The sequence below is a fragment of the Allobosea sp. OAE752 genome (genome assembly GCF_050433265.1).
In the GTDB taxonomy this organism is placed as follows: Bacteria; Pseudomonadota; Alphaproteobacteria; order Rhizobiales; family Beijerinckiaceae; genus Allobosea; species Allobosea spartocytisi.
Genome location: NZ_JBNPXO010000005.1, coordinates 399412 through 422489, shown reverse-complemented (window position 1 = coordinate 422489; position 23078 = coordinate 399412). Strand labels below are relative to the sequence as shown.

At 66.5% G+C, this 23078-nt stretch carries 24 protein-coding genes and 1 riboswitch; of the genes, 15 read left to right on the top strand and 9 right to left on the bottom strand.

Going from position 1 to position 23078, the window contains the following annotated elements:
• The first annotated feature begins 3 nt into the window (after positions 1–3).
• The 3 genes from GGC47_RS16225 to crcB all read left to right on the top strand — a co-directional run bounded on the left by GGC47_RS16225 (position 4) and on the right by crcB (position 3087).
• Entirely contained in the window at positions 4–1380 is a 1377-nt protein-coding gene (locus tag GGC47_RS16225; RefSeq protein ID WP_038368076.1) for an amino acid ABC transporter permease, read from the top strand.
• Positions 1381–1400: 20 nt separating this feature from the next.
• On the top strand, positions 1401–2195 hold the full coding sequence (locus tag GGC47_RS16220; protein WP_370954309.1) for an amino acid ABC transporter ATP-binding protein: 795 nt from the start codon (positions 1401–1403) through the stop codon (positions 2193–2195).
• Between the two features lie 321 nt (positions 2196–2516).
• A riboswitch (Fluoride riboswitch) is annotated at positions 2517–2579 on the top strand.
• Positions 2580–2658: 79 nt separating this feature from the next.
• Complete coding sequence (gene crcB, locus GGC47_RS16215) at positions 2659–3087, top strand: fluoride efflux transporter CrcB (RefSeq protein WP_142021059.1); 429 nt, start codon at positions 2659–2661, stop codon at positions 3085–3087.
• 28 nt (positions 3088–3115) lie between these two features.
• Here crcB and GGC47_RS16210 read toward each other — a convergent pair whose 3' ends face one another.
• Both GGC47_RS16210 and GGC47_RS16205 read right to left on the bottom strand, forming a co-directional pair.
• Positions 3116–4276 carry a glycerophosphodiester phosphodiesterase gene (locus tag GGC47_RS16210; RefSeq protein ID WP_142020765.1) on the bottom strand — a complete coding sequence of 387 codons (1161 nt, stop codon included), beginning with the start codon at positions 4274–4276 and terminating at the stop codon, positions 3116–3118.
• 216 nt (positions 4277–4492) lie between these two features.
• Positions 4493–4633 carry a hypothetical protein gene (locus GGC47_RS16205; protein WP_166653092.1) on the bottom strand — a complete coding sequence of 47 codons (141 nt, stop codon included), beginning with the start codon at positions 4631–4633 and terminating at the stop codon, positions 4493–4495.
• A 182-nt stretch (positions 4634–4815) separates the two neighbouring features.
• Here GGC47_RS16205 and GGC47_RS16200 point away from each other — a divergent pair, with 182 nt between their 5' ends.
• Positions 4816–6114, top strand: a complete 1299-nt coding sequence (locus tag GGC47_RS16200) for an RsmB/NOP family class I SAM-dependent RNA methyltransferase (protein ID WP_142020766.1) — start codon at positions 4816–4818, stop codon at positions 6112–6114.
• A 108-nt stretch (positions 6115–6222) separates the two neighbouring features.
• Positions 6223–7791 (top strand): glutamine-hydrolyzing GMP synthase, encoded by a 1569-nt coding sequence (guaA, locus tag GGC47_RS16195; protein ID WP_142020767.1) that lies wholly within the window; start codon positions 6223–6225, stop codon positions 7789–7791.
• Positions 7792–7807: 16 nt separating this feature from the next.
• On the opposite strand, the gene GGC47_RS16190 is transcribed toward guaA, so the two are convergent.
• Together GGC47_RS16190 and GGC47_RS16185 are read right to left on the bottom strand one after the other, a co-directional pair.
• Positions 7808–8491 carry a methyltransferase family protein gene (locus GGC47_RS16190; RefSeq protein WP_142020768.1) on the bottom strand — a complete coding sequence of 228 codons (684 nt, stop codon included), beginning with the start codon at positions 8489–8491 and terminating at the stop codon, positions 7808–7810.
• A 67-nt stretch (positions 8492–8558) separates the two neighbouring features.
• Positions 8559–8984, bottom strand: a complete 426-nt coding sequence (locus GGC47_RS16185) for a GbsR/MarR family transcriptional regulator (RefSeq protein ID WP_370954162.1) — start codon at positions 8982–8984, stop codon at positions 8559–8561.
• A 148-nt stretch (positions 8985–9132) separates the two neighbouring features.
• Here GGC47_RS16185 and GGC47_RS16180 point away from each other — a divergent pair, with 148 nt between their 5' ends.
• The 5 genes from GGC47_RS16180 (at position 9133) to GGC47_RS16160 (ending at position 13166) form a co-directional block, all read left to right on the top strand.
• Positions 9133–9780, top strand: coding sequence for a 2'-5' RNA ligase family protein (locus GGC47_RS16180; RefSeq protein WP_142020770.1), 648 nt, complete (start codon positions 9133–9135; stop codon positions 9778–9780).
• Positions 9781–9894: 114 nt separating this feature from the next.
• Positions 9895–10602: a glutathione S-transferase N-terminal domain-containing protein gene (locus GGC47_RS16175; protein WP_142020771.1), complete on the top strand. Its 708-nt coding sequence runs from the start codon at positions 9895–9897 to the stop codon at positions 10600–10602.
• A gap of 12 nt (positions 10603–10614) precedes the next feature.
• Positions 10615–10971: an ArsC family reductase gene (locus GGC47_RS16170; protein ID WP_142020772.1), complete on the top strand. Its 357-nt coding sequence runs from the start codon at positions 10615–10617 to the stop codon at positions 10969–10971.
• Between the two features lie 240 nt (positions 10972–11211).
• Positions 11212–12387 (top strand): tRNA guanosine(34) transglycosylase Tgt, encoded by a 1176-nt coding sequence (tgt, locus tag GGC47_RS16165; RefSeq protein ID WP_429068518.1) that lies wholly within the window; start codon positions 11212–11214, stop codon positions 12385–12387.
• Positions 12384–13166: a hypothetical protein gene (locus tag GGC47_RS16160; protein WP_051988486.1), complete on the top strand. Its 783-nt coding sequence runs from the start codon at positions 12384–12386 to the stop codon at positions 13164–13166. The genes tgt and GGC47_RS16160 overlap by 4 nt, the downstream gene beginning before the upstream one ends.
• On the opposite strand, the gene GGC47_RS16155 is transcribed toward GGC47_RS16160, so the two are convergent.
• The gene (locus GGC47_RS16155) at positions 13086–14069 is read right to left on the bottom strand and encodes a DMT family transporter (protein ID WP_142020773.1); all 984 of its coding nucleotides are present in this window, start codon (positions 14067–14069) and stop codon (positions 13086–13088) included. The genes GGC47_RS16160 and GGC47_RS16155 overlap by 81 nt on opposite strands.
• 172 nt (positions 14070–14241) lie before the next feature.
• Between GGC47_RS16155 and GGC47_RS16150 the strand changes: the two genes are divergently transcribed.
• Positions 14242–14892, top strand: a complete 651-nt coding sequence (locus GGC47_RS16150) for a hypothetical protein (RefSeq protein WP_142020774.1) — start codon at positions 14242–14244, stop codon at positions 14890–14892.
• A gap of 21 nt (positions 14893–14913) precedes the next feature.
• On the opposite strand, the gene eno is transcribed toward GGC47_RS16150, so the two are convergent.
• Positions 14914–16197: a phosphopyruvate hydratase gene (gene eno, locus GGC47_RS16145; protein ID WP_370954163.1), complete on the bottom strand. Its 1284-nt coding sequence runs from the start codon at positions 16195–16197 to the stop codon at positions 14914–14916.
• A gap of 131 nt (positions 16198–16328) precedes the next feature.
• On the opposite strand from eno, the gene GGC47_RS16140 reads away from it, so the two are divergent.
• Positions 16329–16622 (top strand): hypothetical protein, encoded by a 294-nt coding sequence (locus GGC47_RS16140; protein ID WP_142020776.1) that lies wholly within the window; start codon positions 16329–16331, stop codon positions 16620–16622.
• Here GGC47_RS16140 and GGC47_RS16135 read toward each other — a convergent pair whose 3' ends face one another.
• Complete coding sequence (locus tag GGC47_RS16135) at positions 16623–16853, bottom strand: hypothetical protein (RefSeq protein ID WP_038368040.1); 231 nt, start codon at positions 16851–16853, stop codon at positions 16623–16625.
• A 323-nt stretch (positions 16854–17176) separates the two neighbouring features.
• Between GGC47_RS16135 and queF the strand changes: the two genes are divergently transcribed.
• Positions 17177–17632, top strand: a complete 456-nt coding sequence (gene queF, locus GGC47_RS16130; RefSeq protein WP_142020777.1) for a preQ(1) synthase — start codon at positions 17177–17179, stop codon at positions 17630–17632.
• 133 nt (positions 17633–17765) lie between these two features.
• Here queF and GGC47_RS16125 read toward each other — a convergent pair whose 3' ends face one another.
• Both GGC47_RS16125 and kdsA read right to left on the bottom strand, forming a co-directional pair.
• Positions 17766–18962 carry an MFS transporter gene (locus tag GGC47_RS16125; protein WP_142020778.1) on the bottom strand — a complete coding sequence of 399 codons (1197 nt, stop codon included), beginning with the start codon at positions 18960–18962 and terminating at the stop codon, positions 17766–17768.
• Positions 18955–19824, bottom strand: coding sequence for a 3-deoxy-8-phosphooctulonate synthase (kdsA, locus tag GGC47_RS16120; RefSeq protein WP_038368036.1), 870 nt, complete (start codon positions 19822–19824; stop codon positions 18955–18957). The genes GGC47_RS16125 and kdsA overlap by 8 nt, the downstream gene beginning before the upstream one ends.
• A 302-nt stretch (positions 19825–20126) precedes the next feature.
• Between kdsA and clpS the strand changes: the two genes are divergently transcribed.
• Together clpS and clpA are read left to right on the top strand one after the other, a co-directional pair.
• Positions 20127–20468, top strand: coding sequence for an ATP-dependent Clp protease adapter ClpS (gene clpS, locus GGC47_RS16115; protein WP_038368775.1), 342 nt, complete (start codon positions 20127–20129; stop codon positions 20466–20468).
• A 43-nt stretch (positions 20469–20511) separates the two neighbouring features.
• Entirely contained in the window at positions 20512–23064 is a 2553-nt protein-coding gene (gene clpA, locus GGC47_RS16110; protein ID WP_142020779.1) for an ATP-dependent Clp protease ATP-binding subunit ClpA, read from the top strand.
• The last annotated feature ends 14 nt before the right edge of the window (positions 23065–23078 follow it).

Here is a 23078-nt window from a genome sequence, read left to right as displayed (position 1 = left end):
GCGATGACCGACGCAACTCTCGACAACGCACCCAACGCCTTCGTCCGCAGGGAAACGCTCGCGCAGCAGCCGGCGCCGCTCTCGGTGGCCGGCCCGGTGGCGTGGATCCGCTCGAACCTGTTCTCCAGCCCGCTGGGCACGGTCCTGACGCTGGTGAGCCTCTACATCGTCATCGTCGGGGTGGAGGACCTGGTGCGGTTCTACATCCTCGACGCCGTCTGGACCGGTGCGAACCGCGAAGCCTGTCTCGCCGACAAGATCGGCCGGCCGGTCGGCGCGTGCTGGCCCTATGTGGTCGATCGTTTCCAGTATTTCGTCTACGGCTCCTATCCGGTCTCGCAGCGCTGGCGGGTCAACATCGTCTTCGTGATGTTCGCGCTCGGCGTCGTCTGGCTCCTCTGGAACAAGGCGCCGCTGAAGAAGCTCGGCGCCTTCTTCTTCTTCATCATCCTGCCGCTCAGCGGCTTCATCCTGCTGCTCGGCGGCGCGACGGCCGAGGGGTTGCTGCGCAATCTGCTGCTGCTCAGCGCCGCGCTGGCGGTGCTCTACGCCGTGGTGTCCTTCGTGCCCTCGCTGGCGTTCTGGACTCCTGCGCCGCTGCTGGCGGCGGAGCGCGAGGCGTCGCCCTGGCAGCGCTTCTACCGGCCGAAGCGGTTGATCCTGATGGCGCTCGTCGTCTTCGGGCTGATCGCCGTCATCCAGCAGCAGCTCGGCCTGCCGCGGGTCGATACCGGCCTGTGGGGCGGCATGACGGTGACCTTCCTGATCTCGGCGGTCGGCATCGTCTTCTCGCTGCCGCTGGGTGTCGTCCTGGCGCTGGGACGCCGCTCGCGGCTGCCGATCATCCAGCTGCTCTCGGTGATCTTCATCGAGTTCGTGCGTGGCGTGCCGCTGATCACGGTGCTGTTCATGGCGAACACCATGCTGCCGCTCTTCGTGCCGCAGGAATATTCGCCGGACCGGCTGCTGCGGCCGCTGATCGGCGTCGCGGTCTTCGCCTCGGCCTATATGGCGGAGGTTATCCGCGGCGGTCTCCAGGCGATTCCGAAGGGGCAGTTCGAAGGAGCGATGTCGCTCGGCCTCGGCTACGGGCAGATGATGCGCCTCATCATCCTGCCGCAGGCGCTGCGCATCGTCATTCCCGGCATCGTCAACACCTTCATCGGCCTGTTCAAGGACACGACGCTGGTCGCGATCGTCGGCATCTTCGACTTCCTGAACACAATCCAGGCGACGCTGGTCGATCCGACCTGGGCGACGCCGACGACGCGGACGACGGGCTATGCTTTTGCCGCGATCTTCTATTTCCTGTGCTGCTGGGGCATGTCGCGATATTCGATTGCGGTCGAGAAGCGCCTGGCTGCCGGCCAAAGACGTTGAGAGGGACAAAAACCATGGCAATGGCCGAAACCAAGATCACCGACACCCGCCCGGCAGCGCTGAAGCCGACCTCGTTGAAGACCGCGACGGCGGTGGAGATGGTCGGCGTCAACAAGTGGTACGGGGAGTTCCACGTGCTGCGTGACATCAACCTCAAGGTCTCCCGCGGCGAGAAGCTGGTCATCTGCGGCCCGTCCGGTTCGGGCAAGTCGACGATGATTCGCTGCATCAACCGGCTGGAGGAGCACCAGAAGGGCCAGATCGTCGTCGACGGCACGGAGCTCACCAACGATCTCAAGAAGATCGACGAGATCCGCCGCGACGTCGGCATGGTCTTCCAGCACTTCAACCTGTTCCCGCATCTGACGATCCTGGAGAACCTGACGCTGGCGCCGATCTGGGTCCGCAAGATGCCCAAGAAGGACGCCGAGGAGATCGGCATGCACTATCTCAAGCGCGTCAAGATTCCCGAGCAGGCTCATAAATATCCGGGCCAGCTCTCGGGCGGCCAGCAGCAGCGCGTGGCGATCGCCCGCTCGCTCTGCATGAGCCCGAAGATCATGCTGTTCGACGAGCCGACCTCGGCGCTCGACCCCGAGATGGTCAAGGAGGTGCTCGACACCATGGTCTCGCTGGCGGAGGAGGGCATGACCATGCTCTGCGTCACGCACGAGATGGGCTTCGCCCGCCAGGTCGCCGACCGCGTCATCTTCATGGACGCCGGCCAGATCGTCGAGATGAACACCCCCAACGAGTTCTTCAAGAACCCGCAGCACGAGCGCACCAAGCTCTTCCTCAGCCAGATCCTGCACTGAGACGGTCGGGTTAGATCGAATTGCGAAAGCGCGCCGGGAAACCGGCGCGCTTTTCTTTTTCGTCGAGCATTGCGTCGTGGTGGAAGCGCGAGTCATCCCGGACGCAGACTCGGGTCCGATCTTCGATCGGCCCAAGGATAAACTCCGCGCAGATCCGGGATCCATGCCTGAACCTCGATCGGAAGCGCTCCGACATGGATCCCGGGTCAAGCCCGGGATGACGGCGGAGGTTCTGGGTAAAATCACCACGCTCCAATGCGGAAATCATGCGGCCGGCGCCCGCGAACGCCGTTGCGCCGGACCGCGCGGCATCCTATTCTCACCGGCGATGGGGATGGAGTTCCCCCGAAACCGCCCGTGAGGGCTGATGACTCCTACCGCACGAAACTGCGGTGGGAATCCGTCCGGAGCCCGCCGCAAGGCGGGTTTTTTCATGCCCGTCGACAAGGGAGCCGAAGCGAGCATGTCCTTCTCGACCGTCGTTTTCGTCATGATCGGAGGCGCGCTCGGTACGCTGGCGCGCTACCTCATCTCCGTGCTTGCGCTGCCGATCAGCGGGAGCCTGCCCTGGGGCACCATCCTCATCAATATCGCCGGCTCCTTCGTCATCGGCTTCTTCGGCACGCTGACGCTGGCGAGCGGCCGCTTCCCGGTGTCCGAGCCCGTGCGCCTGTTCGTGATGGTCGGCCTCTGCGGCGGCTTCACCACCTTCTCGTCCTTCAGCCTGCAGACGCTCGACCTGCTGCGCAGCGGCGAGACGGTGCGGGCGGCGATCAACGTCGTCGCGTCCGTCGCGCTCTGCGTGACGGCCGTCGCGGTCGGCCACGCCGCCGCCACCCGGTTCAACGGGGATCCGCGCATCGCCCAGATGGTCATGGAGGAGGAGGCCTGAAGCCTCCTCCCTGGGCAAGCCTTGCGGCCTACTTGCCGTCGCGGGCTTTCACGGCGTGGTCGGTGAAGTCGGTGAACATGCCGTCGATGCCGAGCGCCAGATGGGCCTTGTATTCGGCAACCGGGTCGTTGTTGTAGTCGGCCGCGAGCCGGTGCGCCTCGCTGCGATAGGCCCAAGGGTGGACCACCAGCCCGGCCGCATGCGCGTCCTTCACCACATTGGTCGGCGCGATGACGTTGCGGTCGCGCTCGTCGATCTTCCCGTCGCCGTTGAGGTCCTTCGGCTTGCCGTCCGGGCCGATCGTCTGCCGGGCGCCGATCAGATAGACCTTCCAGGGGCCGACGCCGTCGGCATAGGTCGCGATCTCCTTGAGGCCCTCCGGCGACAGCATGTCCGGGAAGGTGCGGTTGTCGCCGAGCACCGCGAAGTCGTAGGGCCGGTCGAAGGGGGCGGCCAGCGTGACCTTGCCGTCCTTGTCGACGCCGTCGCCATCGACGAGCTGCACGAGCCGGAGCTGCGTCTTCTTGCGCAGATATTTCAGGTTCGCCGTCTCGAAGCTCTGGATGAAGACCGGGGAGCTCTTCTGCGTCCAGCCTGCATCCGTGAGCATGTCGAGCAGCTTGTCCTCGAAGGCGAGGCCGAGCGCGGCGTGGTAGGTCGGGTGCTTGGTTTCCGGATAGATGCCGATGGTCCGGCCGGTGCGGGCGCTCTCCGCCTTGGCGAGGTCGATCACCTCCTGGAAGGTCGGGATCTCGTATTTGCCGTTATGCGACTGATCGCGATCGGCGAAGGCCTGCTTGGCCCGCAGCGTCTTGATCTCGGCCAGTGTGAAGTCGTTGGCGAACCAGTCCGTGGTCTCGATGCCGTCGAGCTTGCGGGTGGTCTTGCGGCCGGCGAATTCCGGGCGGTCGGCGACATCGGTGGTGCCGCTCAGCATCGGCTCGTGGCGCACGACCAGCACGCCGTCCTTGGTCGAGACCAAGTCCGGCTCGATGAAGTCGGCACCGAGTGCGATGGCGCGCCGGTAACCTTCGAGCGTGTGCTCCGGCAGATAGCCGCTGGCGCCGCGATGGGCGATGACGAGAGGCGGTTGGCCCGAAAGCGTCGGCGCGGACTGCGCGCCGACGGTCAGCGGTTGCAGCGCCAGGGCGGCGAAAAGCGATGTCGAGAAAAGCAGCGTCTTCTTCATGATGGGCCTCGGCTCGCGAAAGGGCGCGCGAAGCTAGGCCGCGGGATGTGACATCCCCATGAAGTGCGTTCGCGCCTGTGCGCTGCCGGCCGGAGACGACCGACTGCGAACCGGACGTCAGGAATCTGTTTGGAAACTCTCGACCCTGCTCCGAGAGGCCATTCCGGGCGGAATGACGGCTCGGGATGAGGGTTCAGGGCGTTTCCAAACGGAACCTCAGCGGTGATTCTCGAGCGTGGTCTTGGCGTCGAGGCGCTTGGCGGGCGGCGGGGTCAGATCGGCCTGCGGCTGGGTGGCGCAAGCGGCGAGAGCGAAGGCGAAGAGGCCGAGAACGGCAAGGCGGGCGGCATTTTTCATGGTGTCGTGTCCCATTGACCGCGACATGCGGTTGCATCGTCTTTCTGCTTATGAAACGACCGCGTCAAGAACATGCCGCCGCGATACCCATGCCGCAGCGACATGATGGAATGCGTTGAAACTGACCTTGCCCTTGTTTCGCGGCGCCATGCCCCAGCGGCCCGCGCCAGGATCGAACGACCATGACGCCAGCCGCCCGGATCAGCGCCGCCATCGAGGTGCTGCAGGACATCATCGAGCGCCGTCGCCCGGCTGCCGACGCGCTCAAGGATTGGGGCCTGTCGCGCCGCTTCGCCGGCTCCAAGGACCGCGCGGCCGTCGCCTCGCTGGTCTATGACGCGCTGCGTCGCAAGGCCTCCTCCAGCTACGCCATGGCTTCCGAGGAGCCGCGCGCGCTGGTGCTGGGCATGCTGATGGGCCTGCGCGGCCTGCCGCTCGCCGAGATCGCCGCGCTTTGCTCCGGCGAGAACCACGCGCCCGCGCCGCTCAGCGCCGATGAGACGGCCCTGCTCACCGCCTTTTCGGATGACGATGCGCCCGACTGGATTCGCGCGGACGTGCCGGAATGGCTCTGGCCCGCCTTCGAGGCGGCGTTCGGCGCGATGGCGGTGGAGGAGGCGCGGGCCTTGGCGACGCGCGCTCCCGTCGATCTGCGCGTCAACCGGCTCAAGGCCAGCCGCGAGGCGGTGCTGAAGGATCTCGCCCATCTTCAGCCGGAAGAGGGCGCCTGGTCGCCCGACGCCTTGCGCTTCCAGCCCGGCCATGACGGGCGCGGCCCGTCGCTCCAGACTGAAGCCCCCTTCTTTGCCGGTGCCTTCGAAATCCAGGACGAAGGCTCGCAGCTCGTGACCTTGCTCGCCGGCGCGAAGCCCGGCGATACGGTGATCGATCTTTGCGCCGGGGCAGGGGGCAAGACGCTGGCGCTGGCGGCGCTGATGGCCAATCGCGGCAATCTCTACGCCACCGATCTCGACAGCCGCCGCCTTGCCCCGCTGCATGACCGGCTGGCGCGCTCGGGCGCCGACATCGTCGATATCCGCATTCCGCGCTCGCGCGGCCACGAGCCTTTGGCGGATGTCGCCGGACAGGCCGATCTCGTTCTGGTCGATGCGCCCTGCACCGGCTCCGGCACATGGCGGCGCAATCCCGATGCGAAATGGCGCGTGCGCCCCGGCGCGCTCGCCGAGCGGATCAAGGACCAGGCCGAGGTGCTGGCCCGCGCCGCCAGGCTGGTGAAGCCGGGCGGGCGCATCGCCTATATCACCTGCTCGATGCTGCCGGAGGAGAACGACGAGGCGATCCGCGCCTTCCTCGGCCGTCACCAGGGCTTCGCCGCGGTGGCGCCGATTGACGTGCTCACCGGGGCCGAGAGCGACTTCTCCCTGCTCGCCCGCTTCGCCACGGAATTCGGCCTGCAGCTCTCGCCGCGCCGGACCGGGACGGACGGGTTCTATCTGGCTTGCCTGCGACGCGGGGATTGAGGCGGGGGCAGCCATTGCGCGCGCCCGCGTGATCCATACTCTGCGGCCGCATCGGATTGCCCCGAAAAGTGGGTTCCACTTTTCGGTCCGATGCTCTAACGGGACGCGATGACGAGCGCTCAGCCCCATCACGACTCCATCCTCATCATCGATTTCGGCTCGCAGGTGACGCAGCTGATCGCGCGGCGCATCCGCGAGATCGGCGTCTATTGCGAGATCGCCCCGTTCCAGTCGGCGGGCGAGGCGTTCCAGCGGCTGAAGCCCAAGGGCGTGATCTTCTCCGGCGGCCCAGCTTCCGTGCCGGATGAGGGTAGCCCGCGCGCGCCGGAGGCGGTGTTCACCGCGAATATCCCGCTGATGGGCATCTGCTACGGCCAGCAGACCATGGCGCATCAGCTCGGCGGCAAGGTCGAGGGCGGACACGCCGCCGAGTTCGGCCGCGCCGATGTCGAGATCGTCGCGCCCTCGAAGCTGTTCGAAGGCGTCTGGGAGAAGGGCGCGCGCTATCCGGTCTGGATGAGCCATGGCGACCGCGTCACCGAATTGCCGCAGGGCTTTTCGGTCAAGGCGACCTCGGAGAACGCCCCCTTCGCGGTGGCAAGCGATGAAGAGCGGCGCTTCTACACCACGATGTTCCACCCGGAGGTGGTCCACACTCCGGATGGCGGCAAGCTGCTGCGCAATTTCGTCGTCGAAATCTGCGGCTGCAAGCCGGACTGGAGCATGTCGGCCTATCGCGCCGAGATGCAGAAGAAGATCAAGGATCAGGTCGGCAGCGGCCGCGTCATCTGCGGGCTCTCCGGCGGCGTCGACTCGGCGGTGGCTGCGGTGCTGATCCATGAGGCGATCGGCGACCAGCTTACCTGCGTCTTCGTCGATCATGGGTTGATGCGCCTCGGCGAGGCCGAGCAGGTCGTGACCCTGTTCAGGGATCACTACAACATCCCGCTCGTCCATGTTGAGGCCGAGGAGCTTTTCCTCTCCGAGCTGGAGAAGGTCGGTCCCGATCCGGAAGCCAAGCGCAAGACCATCGGCCGGCTCTTCATCGAGGTCTTCGATGCGGAAGCCGCCAAGATCGGCGGCGCCGACTTCCTGGCACAGGGCACGCTCTATCCCGACGTGATCGAGAGCGTCTCCTTCTCCGGCGGCCCCTCGGTGACGATCAAGAGCCACCACAATGTCGGCGGCCTGCCCGAGCGCATGAAGATGAAGCTCGTCGAGCCGCTGCGCGAATTGTTCAAGGACGAGGTCCGCGTGCTCGGCCGCGAGCTCGGCCTGCCCGAGGCCTTCGTCGGCCGCCATCCCTTCCCGGGGCCGGGTCTCGCCATCCGCTGCCCCGGCGAGATCACCAAGGAGAAGCTCGACATCCTGCGCAAGGCCGATGCGATCTATCTCGACGAGATCCGCAAGGCGGGCCTCTACGACGTGATCTGGCAGGCCTTCGCCGTGCTGCTGCCGGTGCGCACCGTCGGCGTGATGGGCGACTACCGCACCTACGACCATGTCTGCGCGCTGCGCGCGGTGACCTCGGTCGACGGCATGACGGCGGATTTCTATCCCTTCGACATGAATTTCCTTGGCCGTGCGGCGACCCGCATCATCAACGAGGTCAAGGGCATCAACCGCGTCGTCTACGACGTGACCAGCAAGCCGCCCGGCACGATCGAGTGGGAGTGACCGCGGGTCAGTCGTCTCACCAGATAAGCGGTATCAGGCGCCAGCGCACGCGGTGCGCATAGTCCTCATAGCCCTCGAGGCCCGTCCGCAGCGCCTGCTCCTCGATGCCGATCCGGATGCCGAACAGGAGGGCGAGGATGGGGACTGTCGCAAGTCCCCACCACGAGCCGAGCACGAGCGACGTGCCGGCGATGTAGAAGAGCGAGCCGAAATACATGGGATGGCGGACAATGGCATAAGGGCCTGTCGAGATGACCGCCTGTCCGCGATCCTTTTGTATTTTCACGACCGGTGCCGCGAAGCTGTTCGTGCGCATGACCCAGTAAACGAAGACCAGCGCCGCCAGAAGAAGGGCGCAACCTGCCCACTGCACGGATGGCGGCATGGTCGACCAGTGCCAGCGCGCCGCATCGGCTGCCATGAAGCCCATGCCTCCGAAGATGAGGAGCAGGATCGGGACGAGAACCAGCTTGTCGGCTAGAGGCTGGTCCTTCTGCATGGGCGACTTCAGGCGTTCTCTGAGGAGCCCGGGATCGATACGCGCCATGATCGCCCCAAACAGGATCGAGAGCGCGACCATCAGGCCGAGATAGAGCCAGCCGCCGGCATAGTCGGTCGTGCCCGCGGCACCGAAGATGATCGCGCCCATGAAGCCGAACCAGACGATCGTCTGGAGGATAAGATTGAGAACGAGACTCATTGCCTGCCTCTCGCGTCGAAGCTGTTGATCCTTCCGCGCGGCATACGCCGCTGCGGGAGTTCGTTTCTCACCGGGGTCGCCGGCCACGCTTCCAGCGGCTCATGGCGTCTTCCATGGCGCCACGCATCACCCGATAGAAATCGGCCATCTCGTCGAGACGCGCGCTTGCCGTTTTGGACGCGGCGATTTCGGCTCCGGCGTTCAGCTGTTCGGCCAAGGCGTCGAGCAGGCGGTTCTGCTGCCGGATCATGACGTCGTAGTCGTCGGCCACGGCATAGAGCGCACGCTTTGTCCCGGGCTGACTGTGGCGACGCGCCAGCGTGTAGCTCTCCAACAGTCGCGCGGCGACGCTTGCACTGCTCTTGCTGATCTCGAGGCCCTCGGTGATCTGGTCGAGGCTGACGGGGTCGGAGCAGAGAAGCAGATAGCCATAAAGGCGAGCCGCGACGGGCGGCACGCCCCAGGGCGTGAGCAGCCGGGCCACGTCCTCCACGAACCGTTGCTCATCCTTGCTGGGCTTGTTTGATATATTCGGCATATTCCGAATATAAGGGAAATGCGGCTGGCGGCAAGCCTCAAGAGCGATGCCTCATGACAGTCTTCGAGCGCAAAATCGCGGTGTGCCCCGGGTCCCGGGCCCGGTGGCGCAAGAGGAAAATCACGATTTACGATCGTTCCTGATTTGTTCTAGAATACTGTCCTCGGCCATCTTTTCGAAGGAGGCGACCATGGAACGGGGTGTCCGGCCGCCCGAACGGGCGAATTACTTCTTCGCGCTCCTGCCCAACCCCGTCGCGGCGGCCGCGGCCGACCATATGGCCCGCGCGCTGCGCAATTGGTTCAATCTGTCCGGCAATCCACGCGGTATCGGCAAATACCACGTCACGCTGTGGGGATGGCCTGAACGTCGCGAACCGGATTCGCAGGAACTCGCCTTGATGCACTGCGCGGCGGGGCGTGTCAGGCAGAATGGCTTCAAGCTGCGGCTCGACGAAGTCGCGACCTTCGCCCAAGGATTGGAGAAACCGGCGCTCGTCATGACCGGCCAGGACAGCGTGATCGGGGCTGACCGGCTTCACGACAGGCTGGATCGGGAACTGCGGGCAGGCGGCTTTCGGGGCAGGCGCTCTCCCTGCCATCCTCATCTGACGCTGCTCTATGCCCGCTTTCGGACGAAGGCGTTCCGCGTGCGGCCGCTGGGCTGGCGCGTGGCGGACTTCGCCCTGATCCGGAGCGTTCCGCACCAGCCTTATGAAATCCTCGGCCGCTGGCCCCTGGCCAATCGCTGATCGTGCACCATCGCAAACCGGCTTTGCGAAGCTAATGCGGTTGCCCCGTTGCCTTGAGCCCATCCGGCTCTATCGTGCCCGCCCGAAGCTCTCCCGATTCAACCGGAGCACCCGATGGCCGATCTTTCCGCTTTCCCGATCACCAAGCGCTGGCCCGCCAGCCATCCCGACCGCATCCAGCTCTATTCGCTGCCGACGCCCAACGGCGTGAAGGCCTCGATCGCGCTGGAGGAGCTGGAACTGCCCTATGAGCCGCATCTGATCGACATCGGCAAGAACGAGACCTGGGGACCGGAATTCCTCTCGCTTAACCCCAACGGCAAGATCCCGGCGATCATCGACCCCGATGGGCCGGACGGGAAGCCCTTCGGTCTGTGGGAATCCGGCGCGATCCTGCTCTATCTCGCCGAGAAGACCGGCAAGCTCCTGCCGAAGGACCCTGCCGCCCGCTACGAGACCATCCAGTGGGTCTTCTTCCAGATGGCGGCGATCGGGCCGATGTTCGGCCAGCTCGGCTTCTTCCATAAATTCGCCGGGCGCGAATATGAGGACAAGCGCCCGCGTGATCGTTACGCGAACGAAAGCAAGCGCCTGCTCGGCGTGCTGGAGGACCGGCTGGGCAGCCGCACCTGGATCATGGGCGACGACTATACCATCGCCGATATTTCCATGCTCGGCTGGGTGCGCAACCTCGTCGGCTTCTATGGCGCCGGCGAACTCGTCGGCTATGCCAGCCTGACGCATGTGCCGATCTGGCTGGAACGCTGCCTGTCGCGCCCGGCGGTGCAGCGCGGCCTCGACAGCCCGAAGCGTCCGGCCTGAGGCGCGCTCGGTATGACGACGACGATCCACGGCATCAAGAACTGCGACACGATGAAGAAGGCGCGCGCCTGGCTCGACAGCCACGGCGTCGCTCACGCCTTCCACGACTACAAGGCGAGCGGCATCGACCGCACCTCGCTGGAAGGCTGGGTGAAGGAGCATGGCTGGGAGACGGTGCTGAACCGTGCCGGGACGACCTTCCGGGCTCTGCCGGATGCCGAGAAGCAGGGGCTCGACGCGGGCAAGGCGATCGCGCTGATGCTGGCGAACCCCTCGATGATCAAGCGCCCGGTGCTCGATCTCGGTAAGGGCAGCACGATCGTCGGCTTCAAGCCGGAGATCTACGAGACGGCGCTGGTGGGGAAGTAGCGACGCCGCTTTAACACGGGGGATGGGCGGGAAGGCGCGGGTCATCCCGGACAAGCTGCGTAGCGGCGCCGATCCGGGATCCATGGCTGAGCCTTTCCGATGAAGGTTCCGGCATGGATCCCGGGTCTCCCTGCGGTCGCCCGGGATGACGATTTGATCGGGATTCCCGGTGAGGGCGCATGGCTCATCCGGCGCGCGGGTCTCTTCCCTAAACCGGCGCGCTGCTCTACCTCGCAGGCTATGACCGTTCAGCCCCAGCCCATGCAGCCGGACATCGCTGCCACTCCCGAATTCACCTTCAAGGTCGCGGCCCGCGACGGTGCCGCGCGCACCGGCGCGATCAGCATGCCGCGCGGCGTCATCCGCACGCCGGCCTTCATGCCGGTCGGCACGGCCGCGACCGTCAAGGGCATGTATCCCGAGCAGGTGAGGGCGCTCGGCGCCGATGTCGTGCTCGGCAACACCTATCATCTGATGCTGCGCCCGGGGGCCGAGCGTATCGCGAGGCTCGGCGGGCTGCACAAGTTCATGAACTGGCCTCACCCGATCCTGACCGACTCGGGCGGGTTCCAGGTGATGTCCCTGTCGCAGCTCAGGAAGCTGACCGAGGAGGGCGTCACCTTCCAATCGCATATCGACGGCTCGAAGCATGTGATGACTCCCGAGCGCTCGGTCGAGATCCAGAACCTGCTCGGCTCCGACATCGTGATGCAGCTCGACGAATGCGTCGCGCTGCCCTGCGAGGACAAGGTGGCCGAGAAGGCGATGCGCCTGTCGCTGCGCTGGGCCGAGCGCTGCAAAACGGCCTTCGGCACCCATCCGGGCCGCGCGCTGTTCGGCATCGTGCAGGGCGGGGCTGTGCCGAGCCTGCGCGTCGAGAGCGCACGCGAGCTCGCCGCGATGGATCTCAAGGGCTATGCCGTCGGCGGCCTCGCGGTCGGAGAGCCGCAGGAGGTCATGCTGGCGATGATCGAGGCCGTCGAGCCGCATCTGCCGCAGGAGAAGCCGCGCTATCTGATGGGCGTCGGCACGCCCGACGACATCGTCGAGGCGGTTTCGCGCGGCATCGACATGTTCGACTGCGTGATGCCGACGCGCGCCGGTCGCCATGGCCAGATCTTCACCCGCTTCGGCCGGATGAACCTCAAGAACGCCAAGCACGCCGAGGATCCGCGCCCGATCGACGAGCAATCCGCCTGCCCGGCCGCGAATGGCTGGTCGCGCGCCTATCTGCACCATCTGGTCAAGGCCGAGGAGATGCTCGGCAAGATGCTGCTGACCTGGGTGAACCTCGCCTATTATCAGGAGCTGATGGCCGGCCTGCGCGCCGCCATCGCGGCCGGGCGCCTCGCCGATTTCATCGCCGAGACGAAGGAAGGCTGGGCCAGGGGCGAGCCCGGAAGCGGCCCGGCGTGACCGTTACCGATCCCGGCCTGCTGCTCGTCAAGATGGCGATCGCGGCCGCTGTGGTGGTCACCTGTTCGCTGATCGCCGAGCGCAGCGGGCCGAAGCTCGCGGCGATGATCGCCACCTTGCCGATCTCGCTCGGCCCGGTCCTGTTCTTCCTGGCGCTCGAGCACGAGCCGGCCTTTATCGCCGAGAGCGCCCGCGGCACGATGCATTCCAACGTCGCCAATGCCGGCTTCGTCCTGGCCTATGTCCTGGCGGCGCAACGCCTTGCGACGCTGCCGAGCCTTGCTGCCGCGCTGACGGCCTGGATCGCGGTGCTGCTCGGGGTGCGAGCCCTGTCGCTGGCGGCTTTGCCCCTGACGCTGCTCGCCACGGTCGCGCTGGTCCTTGTCCATCTCCTGGTGCGGCCGTTTCTCGCCGCGCGGCCCTCCGTCCTGTCAAAGCGGGCCTGGTTCGCAGTCCCGCTGCGCGCCGCTTGCGTCGCCGCCTTGGTCGGCGGCGTCACCGTGGCGAGCCATCAGGTCGGGGCGAACTGGTCGGGCATCCTCGCCGGGCTCCCGCTGGTGCTGTCGAGCCTCGTCCTGATCCTGCAGCCGCGCATCGGCGGGGCCGCGACCGCCGCCCTGATCGGGAATGGCGCGCTCGGCCTGCTCGGCGTCGGCCTCGGCCTGGCCGTGCTCCACTTCACGGCCGTCCCGCTCGGCTCAGGAACGGCGCTGGCTCTCGGATTGCTGTTGTCGATCTGCTGGAATCTCGGGCTCCTGGCGCACCGGCCGGCGCCATGACGCCACGAACAGCCCGCTGACGATCAGACCGAATCCGGCGAGCTGCATTGGGCCGGGGAGCTCGCCCAGCACCGGAATGGCGAGCGTTGTGCCGGTGACAGGGATCAGCGGCGGAAACCGCCCGACCACGGCGGCGCCCAGCACATGCGCGGCCCAGCCCCAGAGCCACAGACCCAGGATGACGTTGACGACGCCCTGATAGAGCGCATGCAGGAGGATAACCCACCAGGGCGCGATGTCGAAGCCGCGGAAGAAGAACAGGAAGTAGATCGGCAGATAGGCGAGCGACAGCACCGAGACGATCACCGCCCCCTTGAGGCCGTCGATCTTCCAGAGCTGGATCAGCAGTGGGTAGAAGCCCCAGAGCAGCCCGACGCCGAGGAAGCAGAGATCGCCCCTGAGCGTCTCGGACGCCGCCCCGCTGCTGCCGGCGAAGGCGAGGAAGCTCAAGCCGCAGATCACGCCGAGGATGCCGACGATCAGCGGCGCGGAGAGCCTTGCTCCGAACAGGACCACGCTGCCGACGATGCCGATCACGGTCACGGTGCCGGGGCCGATCGTGGCGCCATGGGCGGCGGGAGCCATCGTGAGGCCGGTCAGCATCAGGAAGGTCATCGGGAAGCCGCTGGTCGCCGCGAGCCAGAGGCCACGGTTCCAGCCGACGCCGCCACAGGTGGCCAAGCCGCCCCCGCGCAGGAAGAGCGGCATCAGCAACAGGCCCGCCGTCGCGAAACGCAGTGCCATCAGATCATGCGGGCCGACGCCGTTGAGCATGGCGTGCCGGCTGACGACGAAGTTGGAGCCGAAGATCAGCACGCTGAGCAGCATGCCGGCGACGGCGAGCCGGCGTCGGCGTCGTTCCTTGTCCTGAGGTGCGGGAAGGCTGGCGACGCGCTGATCCATGCGCTGGCATAGCGCGATTGCTGCACTGCCGTTACGGGCCGTTGCGCATGGCGCCCGCGCTTGCGGATGCGAACCGCAATTGCGCCCCGGTTCGGCCCTTCTGCCGCCCACAGGGCAGGGCTTGTTGGCTCCCGCGAGCCAAAGGGGCAGCGAGCGATCCGGAGTGGCAGCGATGTCCAGCACCCTCTATCCACCCAGCCCGGCAGCGATGGCGAGCCGGCTCGGCCACCACCTCCTGCTTTCGCTGGGCGTGGTGACGACTGTTGCTTTGCTCGCGGCGCTGCCTGCGCTTCTGTCCGGTACCGCGCCCGGACAGGGAGCCCGCGCCGCGATCGGCAATCAGGCGTCCGTACCGGTGCTGGCGATGCTGCGGAACGGCAAGATCGCCGACCGGCTGGAGCGCATCTCGGCCGGGGGCGCGGAGATCCTGGCCAACGCGCCGGTCACGCCGGCGGCGCTGGCGATGCCGATGTCGTTGAATTGGCCGGAAACCGGGGAATGGGCGCCGCCGCAGCTCGCGATGCTCTCCGAGCGCCGGCCGCGGGCGGGCGACAGCACGCCCCGTGCAGTGTCGCGCCGGAGCGCTTCGCCGACGACCCGCGCCGTTGCGGCATCGGGGCCGCTGGTCATCCTGCCCCCCGCCGCGGCGACGGCGATCGAGGTTGCGACGACGGCCGAGACGTCCCACGACGATTCCTGGAGCCGTCTCGTGATCGCACCGGCGACGAAGGTCGTCGATGCCGTTTCGGGGGCTGCTGGCGGCGTGCAGGCCGTCGGCTCCTGGGGCCTGTCGCAGGCGAGCGGCCTGCTGCCGCGCTGGTGAGCGCGGCAGCGCGGGCCTCGATCAGGCGAGGGCCTTCAGCGCGGCGCGGCCGGCATAGATCGCCTGCGTGCCGAGTTCTTCCTCGATGCGCAGAAGCTGGTTGTATTTCGCGGTCCGGTCAGAGCGGGCGAGCGAGCCGGTCTTGATCTGCCCGCAATTGGTGGCGACGGCGAGGTCGGCGATGGTCGAGTCCTCGGTCTCGCCCGAGCGGTGCGACATCACCGCCGTGTAGCCGGCGCGCTGCGCCATATCGACGGCGGCGAGAGTCTCGGTCAGCGTGCCGATCTGGTTGACCTTGACCAGGATCGAATTCGCCGTCTTGCCCTTGATGCCGCGCGACAGGCGCTCGACATTGGTGACGAAGAGATCGTCGCCGACGAGCTGGCACTTCGCCCCGACGAGGTCGGTCAAAGCCTTCCAGCCCTCCCAGTCATCCTCGGCCATGCCGTCCTCGATCGAGACGATCGGGTAGCTGCCGACGAGCTTGGCGAGGTACTTGGCCTGCGCCTTGGGATCGCGCGTCTTGCGCTCGCCCTCATAGACATAGGAACCGTCCTTGAAGAACTCGGTCGCGGCGCAGTCGAGCGCCAGCGCGATGTCCTCGCCCGGCTTGTAGCCGGCCGCCTCGACCGCCTGCATGACGAAATCCAGTGCCGCTTCCGCCGACTTGATGTTGGGGGCGAAGCCGCCCTCGTCGCCGACATTGGTGTTGTGGCCGGCGTCGTGCAGCTTCTTCTTCAGCGTGTGGAAGATCTCCGAGCCCATGCGCAGGCCTTCCGCGAAGGAGGTCGCGCCGATCGGCATCACCATGAATTCCTGGAAGTCGATCGGATTGTCGGCATGGGCGCCGCCATTGACGATGTTCATCATCGGCACGGGCAGGACGCGGGCCGAGGTACCGCCGACATAGCGGTAGAGCGGCAGGCCGGACGCCTCGGCAGCAGCCTTGGCGACGGCAAGCGAGACGCCGAGGATGGCGTTGGCGCCGAGCTTGCGCTTGTTCGGCGTGCCGTCGAGCTCGATCATCGTCTGGTCGATCGCGGTCTGGTCCTCGGCGTCCATCGCGACGATCGCCTCGGCGATCGCGACATTGACCGACTCGACCGCCTGCAGGACGCCCTTGCCGAGATAGCGCGACTTGTCGCCGTCGCGCAGCTCCACCGCCTCATGCGCGCCGGTCGAGGCGCCGGAGGGAACGGCGGCGCGGCCCATCGAGCCGTCCTCGAGCACCACATCGACCTCGACCGTCGGATTGCCGCGGGAATCGAGGATCTGGCGTCCGATGATGTCGATGATGGCGGTCATGGCAGGCTCCGGAGAAGGGGCAAGCGGGAAGGACAGGCAGCTTCTAGAGGCTGTTCCCGGCCTTGGCTAGACATCGGGTGAGGTCACGCCGGCCGGGACGTCGCGGTCCGGGGTGCCATCATGAGGCCGCCTTGTTGATTGTGCATTGTGGCAAGGTCGATCGCGCTTCTGACCCGAGCGATCCGGCGAAAGAAGACGGTGTGAAGAGCGGCTACTCTGGAACGCGGACCGGCAATGCGTGGCGCGATGATTGCGGATTTTTCGATGGTTTTGGCGCTTCGCCTCATCGGGAAACAAGCATGTTCCAGAATATGTCCGCTCGTCGTCGCCCCTCTCTCGCCCTTGTCCTGTTCTGGTGCGCGCTGACCGTCGCGTGGTGGGTCGGCCTGTGCCTCTACGCCGGCAGGCCGATCTGGTTCTGGTGATCACGCCTCGTCATCCGGCGTGGCGAAATAGCTGCCAAGCAGGAAGCCGCTCTGGAGCGCGAACAGATAGCCGATCCAGATGAAGAGGGTGAAGAAGCTCAGCTCTCCGCGGATCAACCAGAGCGGAAAGAAGAAGAGCGTCAAGGCGGCGCTGGCAATGACGATGGCCGGATAGCCATAGGACAGGCCAATCAGAATACCGAGCAGAAATAATATACCCGCAATTATCATAAAATTATCGGGATCTGATCCGTTACGCTATTGATTTGCACTATGATGTTGCATGGTGCGTCGCAAGGATGCGTGTGGAAGATCGATAAATATTGAGATATCGCGCCCGGTAGGTCTTTAGGGCGATCTCTGCGCTTGTCCGATACGGGCGAGGCTATGCGGCCCGGCCCCGATGCGCGCCGAAGGGTCATGCGCCTGCGCGGGCAGCTCCCACCATCGCGCAAGATGCTCTGGCCAAAGGGTTGGGGCAGGATTCTCGCGAAAAACCGGCTCCCACTGTTTCGCGTCCTGCTCTAGAAGCGGCGCAAACACAGGAGCATCCGATGTCCATCGACGCCTCGACCTTGCAGCTCGGGCAAGCCAGCGCGCTGCCGGCCTCGCCGCAGGAAGCCCGCCTCGACCGCGTGCCCAATCCCCATGCCGGCACGTATTATCTCGCCCGCTTCACCTGCCCGGAATTCACCTCGATCTGTCCGGTGACGGGCCAGCCGGATTTCGGCATCCTCGTCATCGACTATCTGCCGGGCCAGTGGCTGGTGGAGTCGAAGTCGCTCAAGCTCTATCTCGCCTCGTTCCGCAACCACGGCGCCTTCCATGAGGATTGCACCGTCGGCATCGGCAAGACGCTGGTCGATCTGCTGGAGCCGGAATGGTTCCGCATCGGCGGCTACTGGTATCCGCGCGGCGGCATCCCGATCGACGTGTTCTGGCAGACCGGCGAGCCGCCGAAGGGGCTCTGGCTGCCCGACCAGGGCGTCGCGCCCTATCGCGGGCGCTGAGGCCGTCCGGACGATTGGGAGCCGGGCGTCATTCTCGGGCCTGACCCGAGATCTCCGGGCAGAGGGGCGCGGGGAACGTCCTTCGGGAAGACATGCTCGGGTCAAGCCCGAGCATGTCGGCGGCGTATACCTCTCAGGTCCGCGAGCCCAAGGGCGGCAGCAGCTTCGGCGCCATCAGCCCGAGCAGGCCGACGGCGGTGCCGAAGAGGGCGAGCGCTCCTTGCGTGCCGAGCGCTTGAAGGGCCGAGCCCATCAGCAGCGGCCCGGTCGCATGGCCCATGAAGAAGAAGCAGGCGAAGAGGGCCATGGCCGAACCGCGTGCCGTGGGAGCGAGCTCCGTCGCCTGGGCCTGAAACGTGCCGTGGATCAGGAAGAATCCGAAGCCGATTGACAGGAAGACGCCGATCGACGTCCACCATGGCGCTGGCAGGATGAAGGCGAAATCGGCCAGCGCCACGGCAAGCCCGCCAAGGCGCATCATCTGCGCGGGTCCGACGCGCTGGACAAGGATGCGCGTCAGCAGGCCATAGACCAACCCGCCAAGCCCCATCGCGCCGATGGCGATCCCCGCCTCGGATGGGCCGGTGCCCGAGCGCTCGTGCAGGATCGCAGCGACGAAGGGTGGCAAGCCGAAGATCAGCGCGCCTTCCAGTAGCACGAGGCCGTACAGCACCTTGCTGCGCGGATTGGCGAAGACGGCTGCGTAGCTCGTCATGGCGCCGGCGAGACTCAGCGGCGGCCGTTCGGCGAGGGGCCGGGGCTTCAGGACGAGCCGCACCACCAGCGCGCCGCAGGCCGCGAGCGCGGCAGCCACCCCCAGCACCGCCCGCCAGCCGATATGGTCGGCGACCACCCCCGAGAACGAGGCGCCCGCCATCTGGCCGATGATCATGATGACGAGGAAGCGACCGAGCATGATCTGCCGCTCGGCCATCGGAGCCCTATCGCCGATCGCCGCCATCGCGGCGGGGATCACGCCGCCCGCCATCACGCCGGCTCCGGCACGCAGCGCGAACAGCATCCAGTAGTTGGTGGCGAAGGCCGCAAGGCCGGACAGCACGCACAGCAAGGCGAGGCAGGTCGAGATGCTGCGCAGCTTCCCGACCGAGTCGGCGATCGGACCGAGGAAGGGCTGGCCGAGCGCATAGCAGCCGGCGAAGGCCGTCACCAGGAAGGCGATCTGGTGGACGCTCTGGCCGAATTCGGCGGCGAGGGTCGGCACCAGCGGGTCGACCAGCCGCATGGTGAACGTCGAGGCGAAGCCGCACAGCCCCAGCACGGGGATGAGGGCGCCGAGATCATGGCCGGCGGCCGGCTTCGGCTCAGACATAGGCCAGGTTTGGCGATGGACGGCCCTTGGCGAGACGATCGAAACCCTGCAGCTCGGCGATCAGGCTCTGGAACTCCGACAGCGGCACCATGTTCGGCCCGTCGGACGGCGCCTTGTCCGGGTCGGGATGCGTCTCGATGAAGACGCCGGCGACGCCGACCGCCACCGCCGCGCGCGCCAGCACCGGCACGAATTCGCGCTGCCCCCCGGAGGAGGAGCCCTTGCCGCCCGGCTGCTGCACCGAATGGGTGGCGTCGAAGATCACGGGGGCGCCGATCTCGGCCATGATCGGCAGGGAACGCATGTCGGTGACCAGCGTATTGTAGCCGAAGGAAGCGCCGCGCTCGGTCAGCATGACATTCGCATTGCCGCTTTCCGTTACCTTGTTGGCGACGTTCACCATATCCCAGGGAGCGAGGAACTGACCCTTCTTGATGTTGACCACCCGGCCGGTCTTCGCCGCCGCGACAAGCAGGTCGGTCTGGCGGCAGAGAAAGGCGGGGATCTGCAGCACGTCCACCACCTCGGCCACGGGCGCGCATTGACTCGCATCATGCACGTCGGTCAGGACGGGCATGCCGGTGCGCTCGCGGATCTCCGCGAAGACGGGCAGGGCGGCTTCCAGCCCCATGCCGCGCTGGCCGCGCACGCTGGTCCGGTTCGCCTTGTCGAAGGAGGTCTTGAACACCAGCCCGATGCCGAGCGCCGTCGCGATCTCCTTGAGCGCCAGCGCGCATTCCAGCGCATGGCCCCGGCTTTCCATCTGGCAGGGGCCGGCGATCAGCGCGAGCGGCAGGGCGTTGCCGAAGCGCACGGGCCGGGCGAGATCCTCGCCGATGGAGACGATGGCGTGCGGGGTCATGGCATTTCCTTTGCGGGCGGGCAGCCGGGCATATGGCTGCTGCACCGCCCCGGTCAAGTCGCGGTCCGGGGTCAGGGCGGGCGAGGCCAGCGCAGAGTTGATCGGCTGCGACGCGAACAGGCTGGCGAAGCGGAGACGAGGTCTGTAAATTCGGTGACGAAGCACTATCTTGGATCGTGATGCGGGATCGGTTGGGTACGGCGCGGACGGATATGAGCGAGGCAGGCCAGGGCAGAGCGATGCGAGCCGGGATTTCGCAGGGGATGTCCGCGCGCGCTGAGCGTGTCGCGGGCACCGTCGGCATGGCCGACCGCCCGAAACGGGCCGGGCCGCCGGCCGATGGCGGGCGCGAGGGAACCGGGACGGCGGTGCTGACCCGGACTCGCACGCGCAAGCCCAATCTTTATCGTGTCCTGCTCTTGAACGACGACTACACGCCGATGGAGTTCGTCGTTCACGTGCTGGAGCGGTTCTTCAACAAGGATCGCTCCGAAGCCACGCGGATCATGATGCATGTGCATCAGAACGGCGTCGGCGAATGCGGCGTCTTCACTTACGAGGTCGCCGAGACCAAGGTTACGCTGGTGATGGATCTGGCGCGCAAGCACATGCATCCGCTGCAATGCGTGATGGAGAAGAAGTAGCCTTGGGTATTTCACCCTCTCAAAACAGATAGGAGCGCGCCCCTTGCCGAGTTTCTCGCGCAGTCTCGAACAGGCGCTTCACCGGGCTCTGGCTCTGGCCAATGAGCGCCGCCACGAATACGCCACTCTCGAGCATCTCCTGCTCGCGCTGGTCGATGATCAGGACGCGGCCGCGGTGATGCGCGCCTGCAGCGTCGATCTCGACCTGCTTCGTCGCAACCTCGTCGACTACATCGACGCCGAGCTGACCAATCTGGTCACCGACGGCCGTGACGATTCCAAGCCGACGGCGGGCTTCCAGCGCGTGATCCAGCGCGCCGTCATTCATGTCCAGTCCTCCGGCCGCGAGGAGGTGACCGGCGCCAACGTGCTCGTCGCGATGTTCGCCGAGCGCGAGAGCCACGCCGCCTACTTCCTGCAGGAGCAGGACATGACCCGCTATGATGCGGTCAACTACATCAGCCACGGCATCGCCAAGCGCCCGGGCGCCAGCGAGAGCCGTCCGGTGCGCGGCGCCGAGGACGATGCCGAGCCGCAGCGTGAGCAGCGCGCCGAGCAGGGCCAAAGCGACGACAAGGAGAAGAAGAAAAAGGAAAGCGCGCTCGACGCTTACTGCGTCAACCTCAACCGCAAGGCGAGGGACGGGCGCATCGATCCGCTGATCGGCCGCGAGGCCGAGGTCCAGCGCACCATCCAGATCCTCTGCCGCCGCCAGAAGAACAACCCCCTGCTGGTCGGCGACCCCGGCGTCGGCAAGACCGCGATCGCCGAGGGCCTCGCGCTCAAGATCATCCGCGGCGAGGTGCCGGAGGTGCTGCACGACGCCACCGTCTTCTCGCTCGACATGGGCACGCTGCTCGCCGGCACGCGCTATCGCGGCGACTTCGAGGAGCGCCTCAAGCAGGTGATGAAGGAGATCGAGCAGCACCCGAAGGCGATCATGTTCATCGACGAGATCCATACGGTGATCGGCGCCGGTGCGACCTCGGGCGGCGCGATGGACGCCTCCAACCTGCTCAAGCCCGCGCTCGCCTCCGGCACGCTGCGCTGCATCGGCTCGACCACCTACAAGGAATACCGCCAGTATTTCGAGAAGGACCGGGCGCTGGTGCGCCGCTTCCAGAAGATCGACGTCAACGAGCCGTCGATCCCGGACACGATCGAGATCCTCAAGGGCCTCAAGCCCTATTTCGAGGAGTTCCACAAGCTGCGCTACACCAGCGACGCCATCAAGGCGGCGGTGGAGCTCTCGGCGCGCTACATCCATGATCGCAAGCTGCCGGACAAGGCGATCGACGTCATCGACGAGACCGGCGCCTCGCAGATGCTGCTGCCCGAGGGCAAGCGCAAGAAGACCATCGGCGTGAAGGAGGTCGAGGTCGCGATCTCGACCATGGCCCGCATTCCGGCCAAGACCGTCTCGAAGGACGATGCCGAGGTGCTGCGCAACCTCGAGGAGACGCTGAAGCGCTCCGTCTACGGCCAGGAGAAGGCGATCGAGGCGCTGTCCTCGGCGATCAAGCTCGCCCGTGCCGGCCTGCGCGATGGCGAGAAGCCGATCGGCAGCTATCTCTTCGCCGGCCCGACCGGCGTCGGCAAGACGGAGGTCGCGCGCCAGCTCGCCTCTTCGCTCGGCGTGGAGCTGATCCGCTTCGACATGTCGGAATATATGGAGCGCCACACCGTTTCGCGGCTGATCGGTGCGCCTCCGGGCTATGTCGGCTTCGACCAGGGCGGCCTGCTGACCGACCAGATCGACCAGCATCCGCACAGCGTCCTGCTGCTCGACGAGATCGAGAAGGCCCATCCCGACCTGTTCAACATCCTCCTGCAGGTGATGGACCACGGCAAGCTGACCGACAACAACGGCAAGCAGGTCGATTTCAGGAACGTCATCCTGATCATGACGACCAATGCCGGCGCGGCCGATCTGGCCAAGAACGCCTATGGCTTCACCCGCCAGAAGCGCGAGGGTGACGATACCGAGGCGATCAACAAGCTGTTCGCGCCGGAGTTCCGCAACCGTCTCGATGCGACGATCTCCTTCGGCCACCTGCCGAAGACCGTGGTCGCCCGCGTCGTCGACAAGTTCGTGCTCCAGCTCGAGGCGCAGCTCGCCGACCGCAACGTCACCATCGAGCTCTCGGACGAGGCGCGCGACTGGCTGGTAGAGAACGGCTATGACGAGGCGATGGGCGCCCGGCCGATGGCCCGGCTCATCCAGCAGACGATCAAGACGCCGCTCGCCGATGAGGTGCTGTTCGGGCGCCTCAAGGGCGGCGGCGCCGTCAAGGTCGTGGTCGTCCAGTCCGAGACCGGCATCAAGGTGCTCGGCCTCGAGTTCCCCGATGGCCCGGTCAAGCCGAAGCCGGAGAAGGATGTCGTGGCCGCCACCGCAAAGCGCGAGCCGAAGTCGCGCGCCAAGGCGTCGGGCGCCGCTCCGGCCAAGCCCGTTCCGCCTCGTCGTGCTCCCAAAGGTGGTGCAGGGTCAGGCGGTGCGGGGTCGAATGGGGCACCGGGCGGCACGGCCGCGCCGACCAAGGCGTCCGGCCGTGCCGTCCGCACGGTGCCGAAGGTTCCGCTGACCAAGGCGTGAGAAGGCGTTAAGAC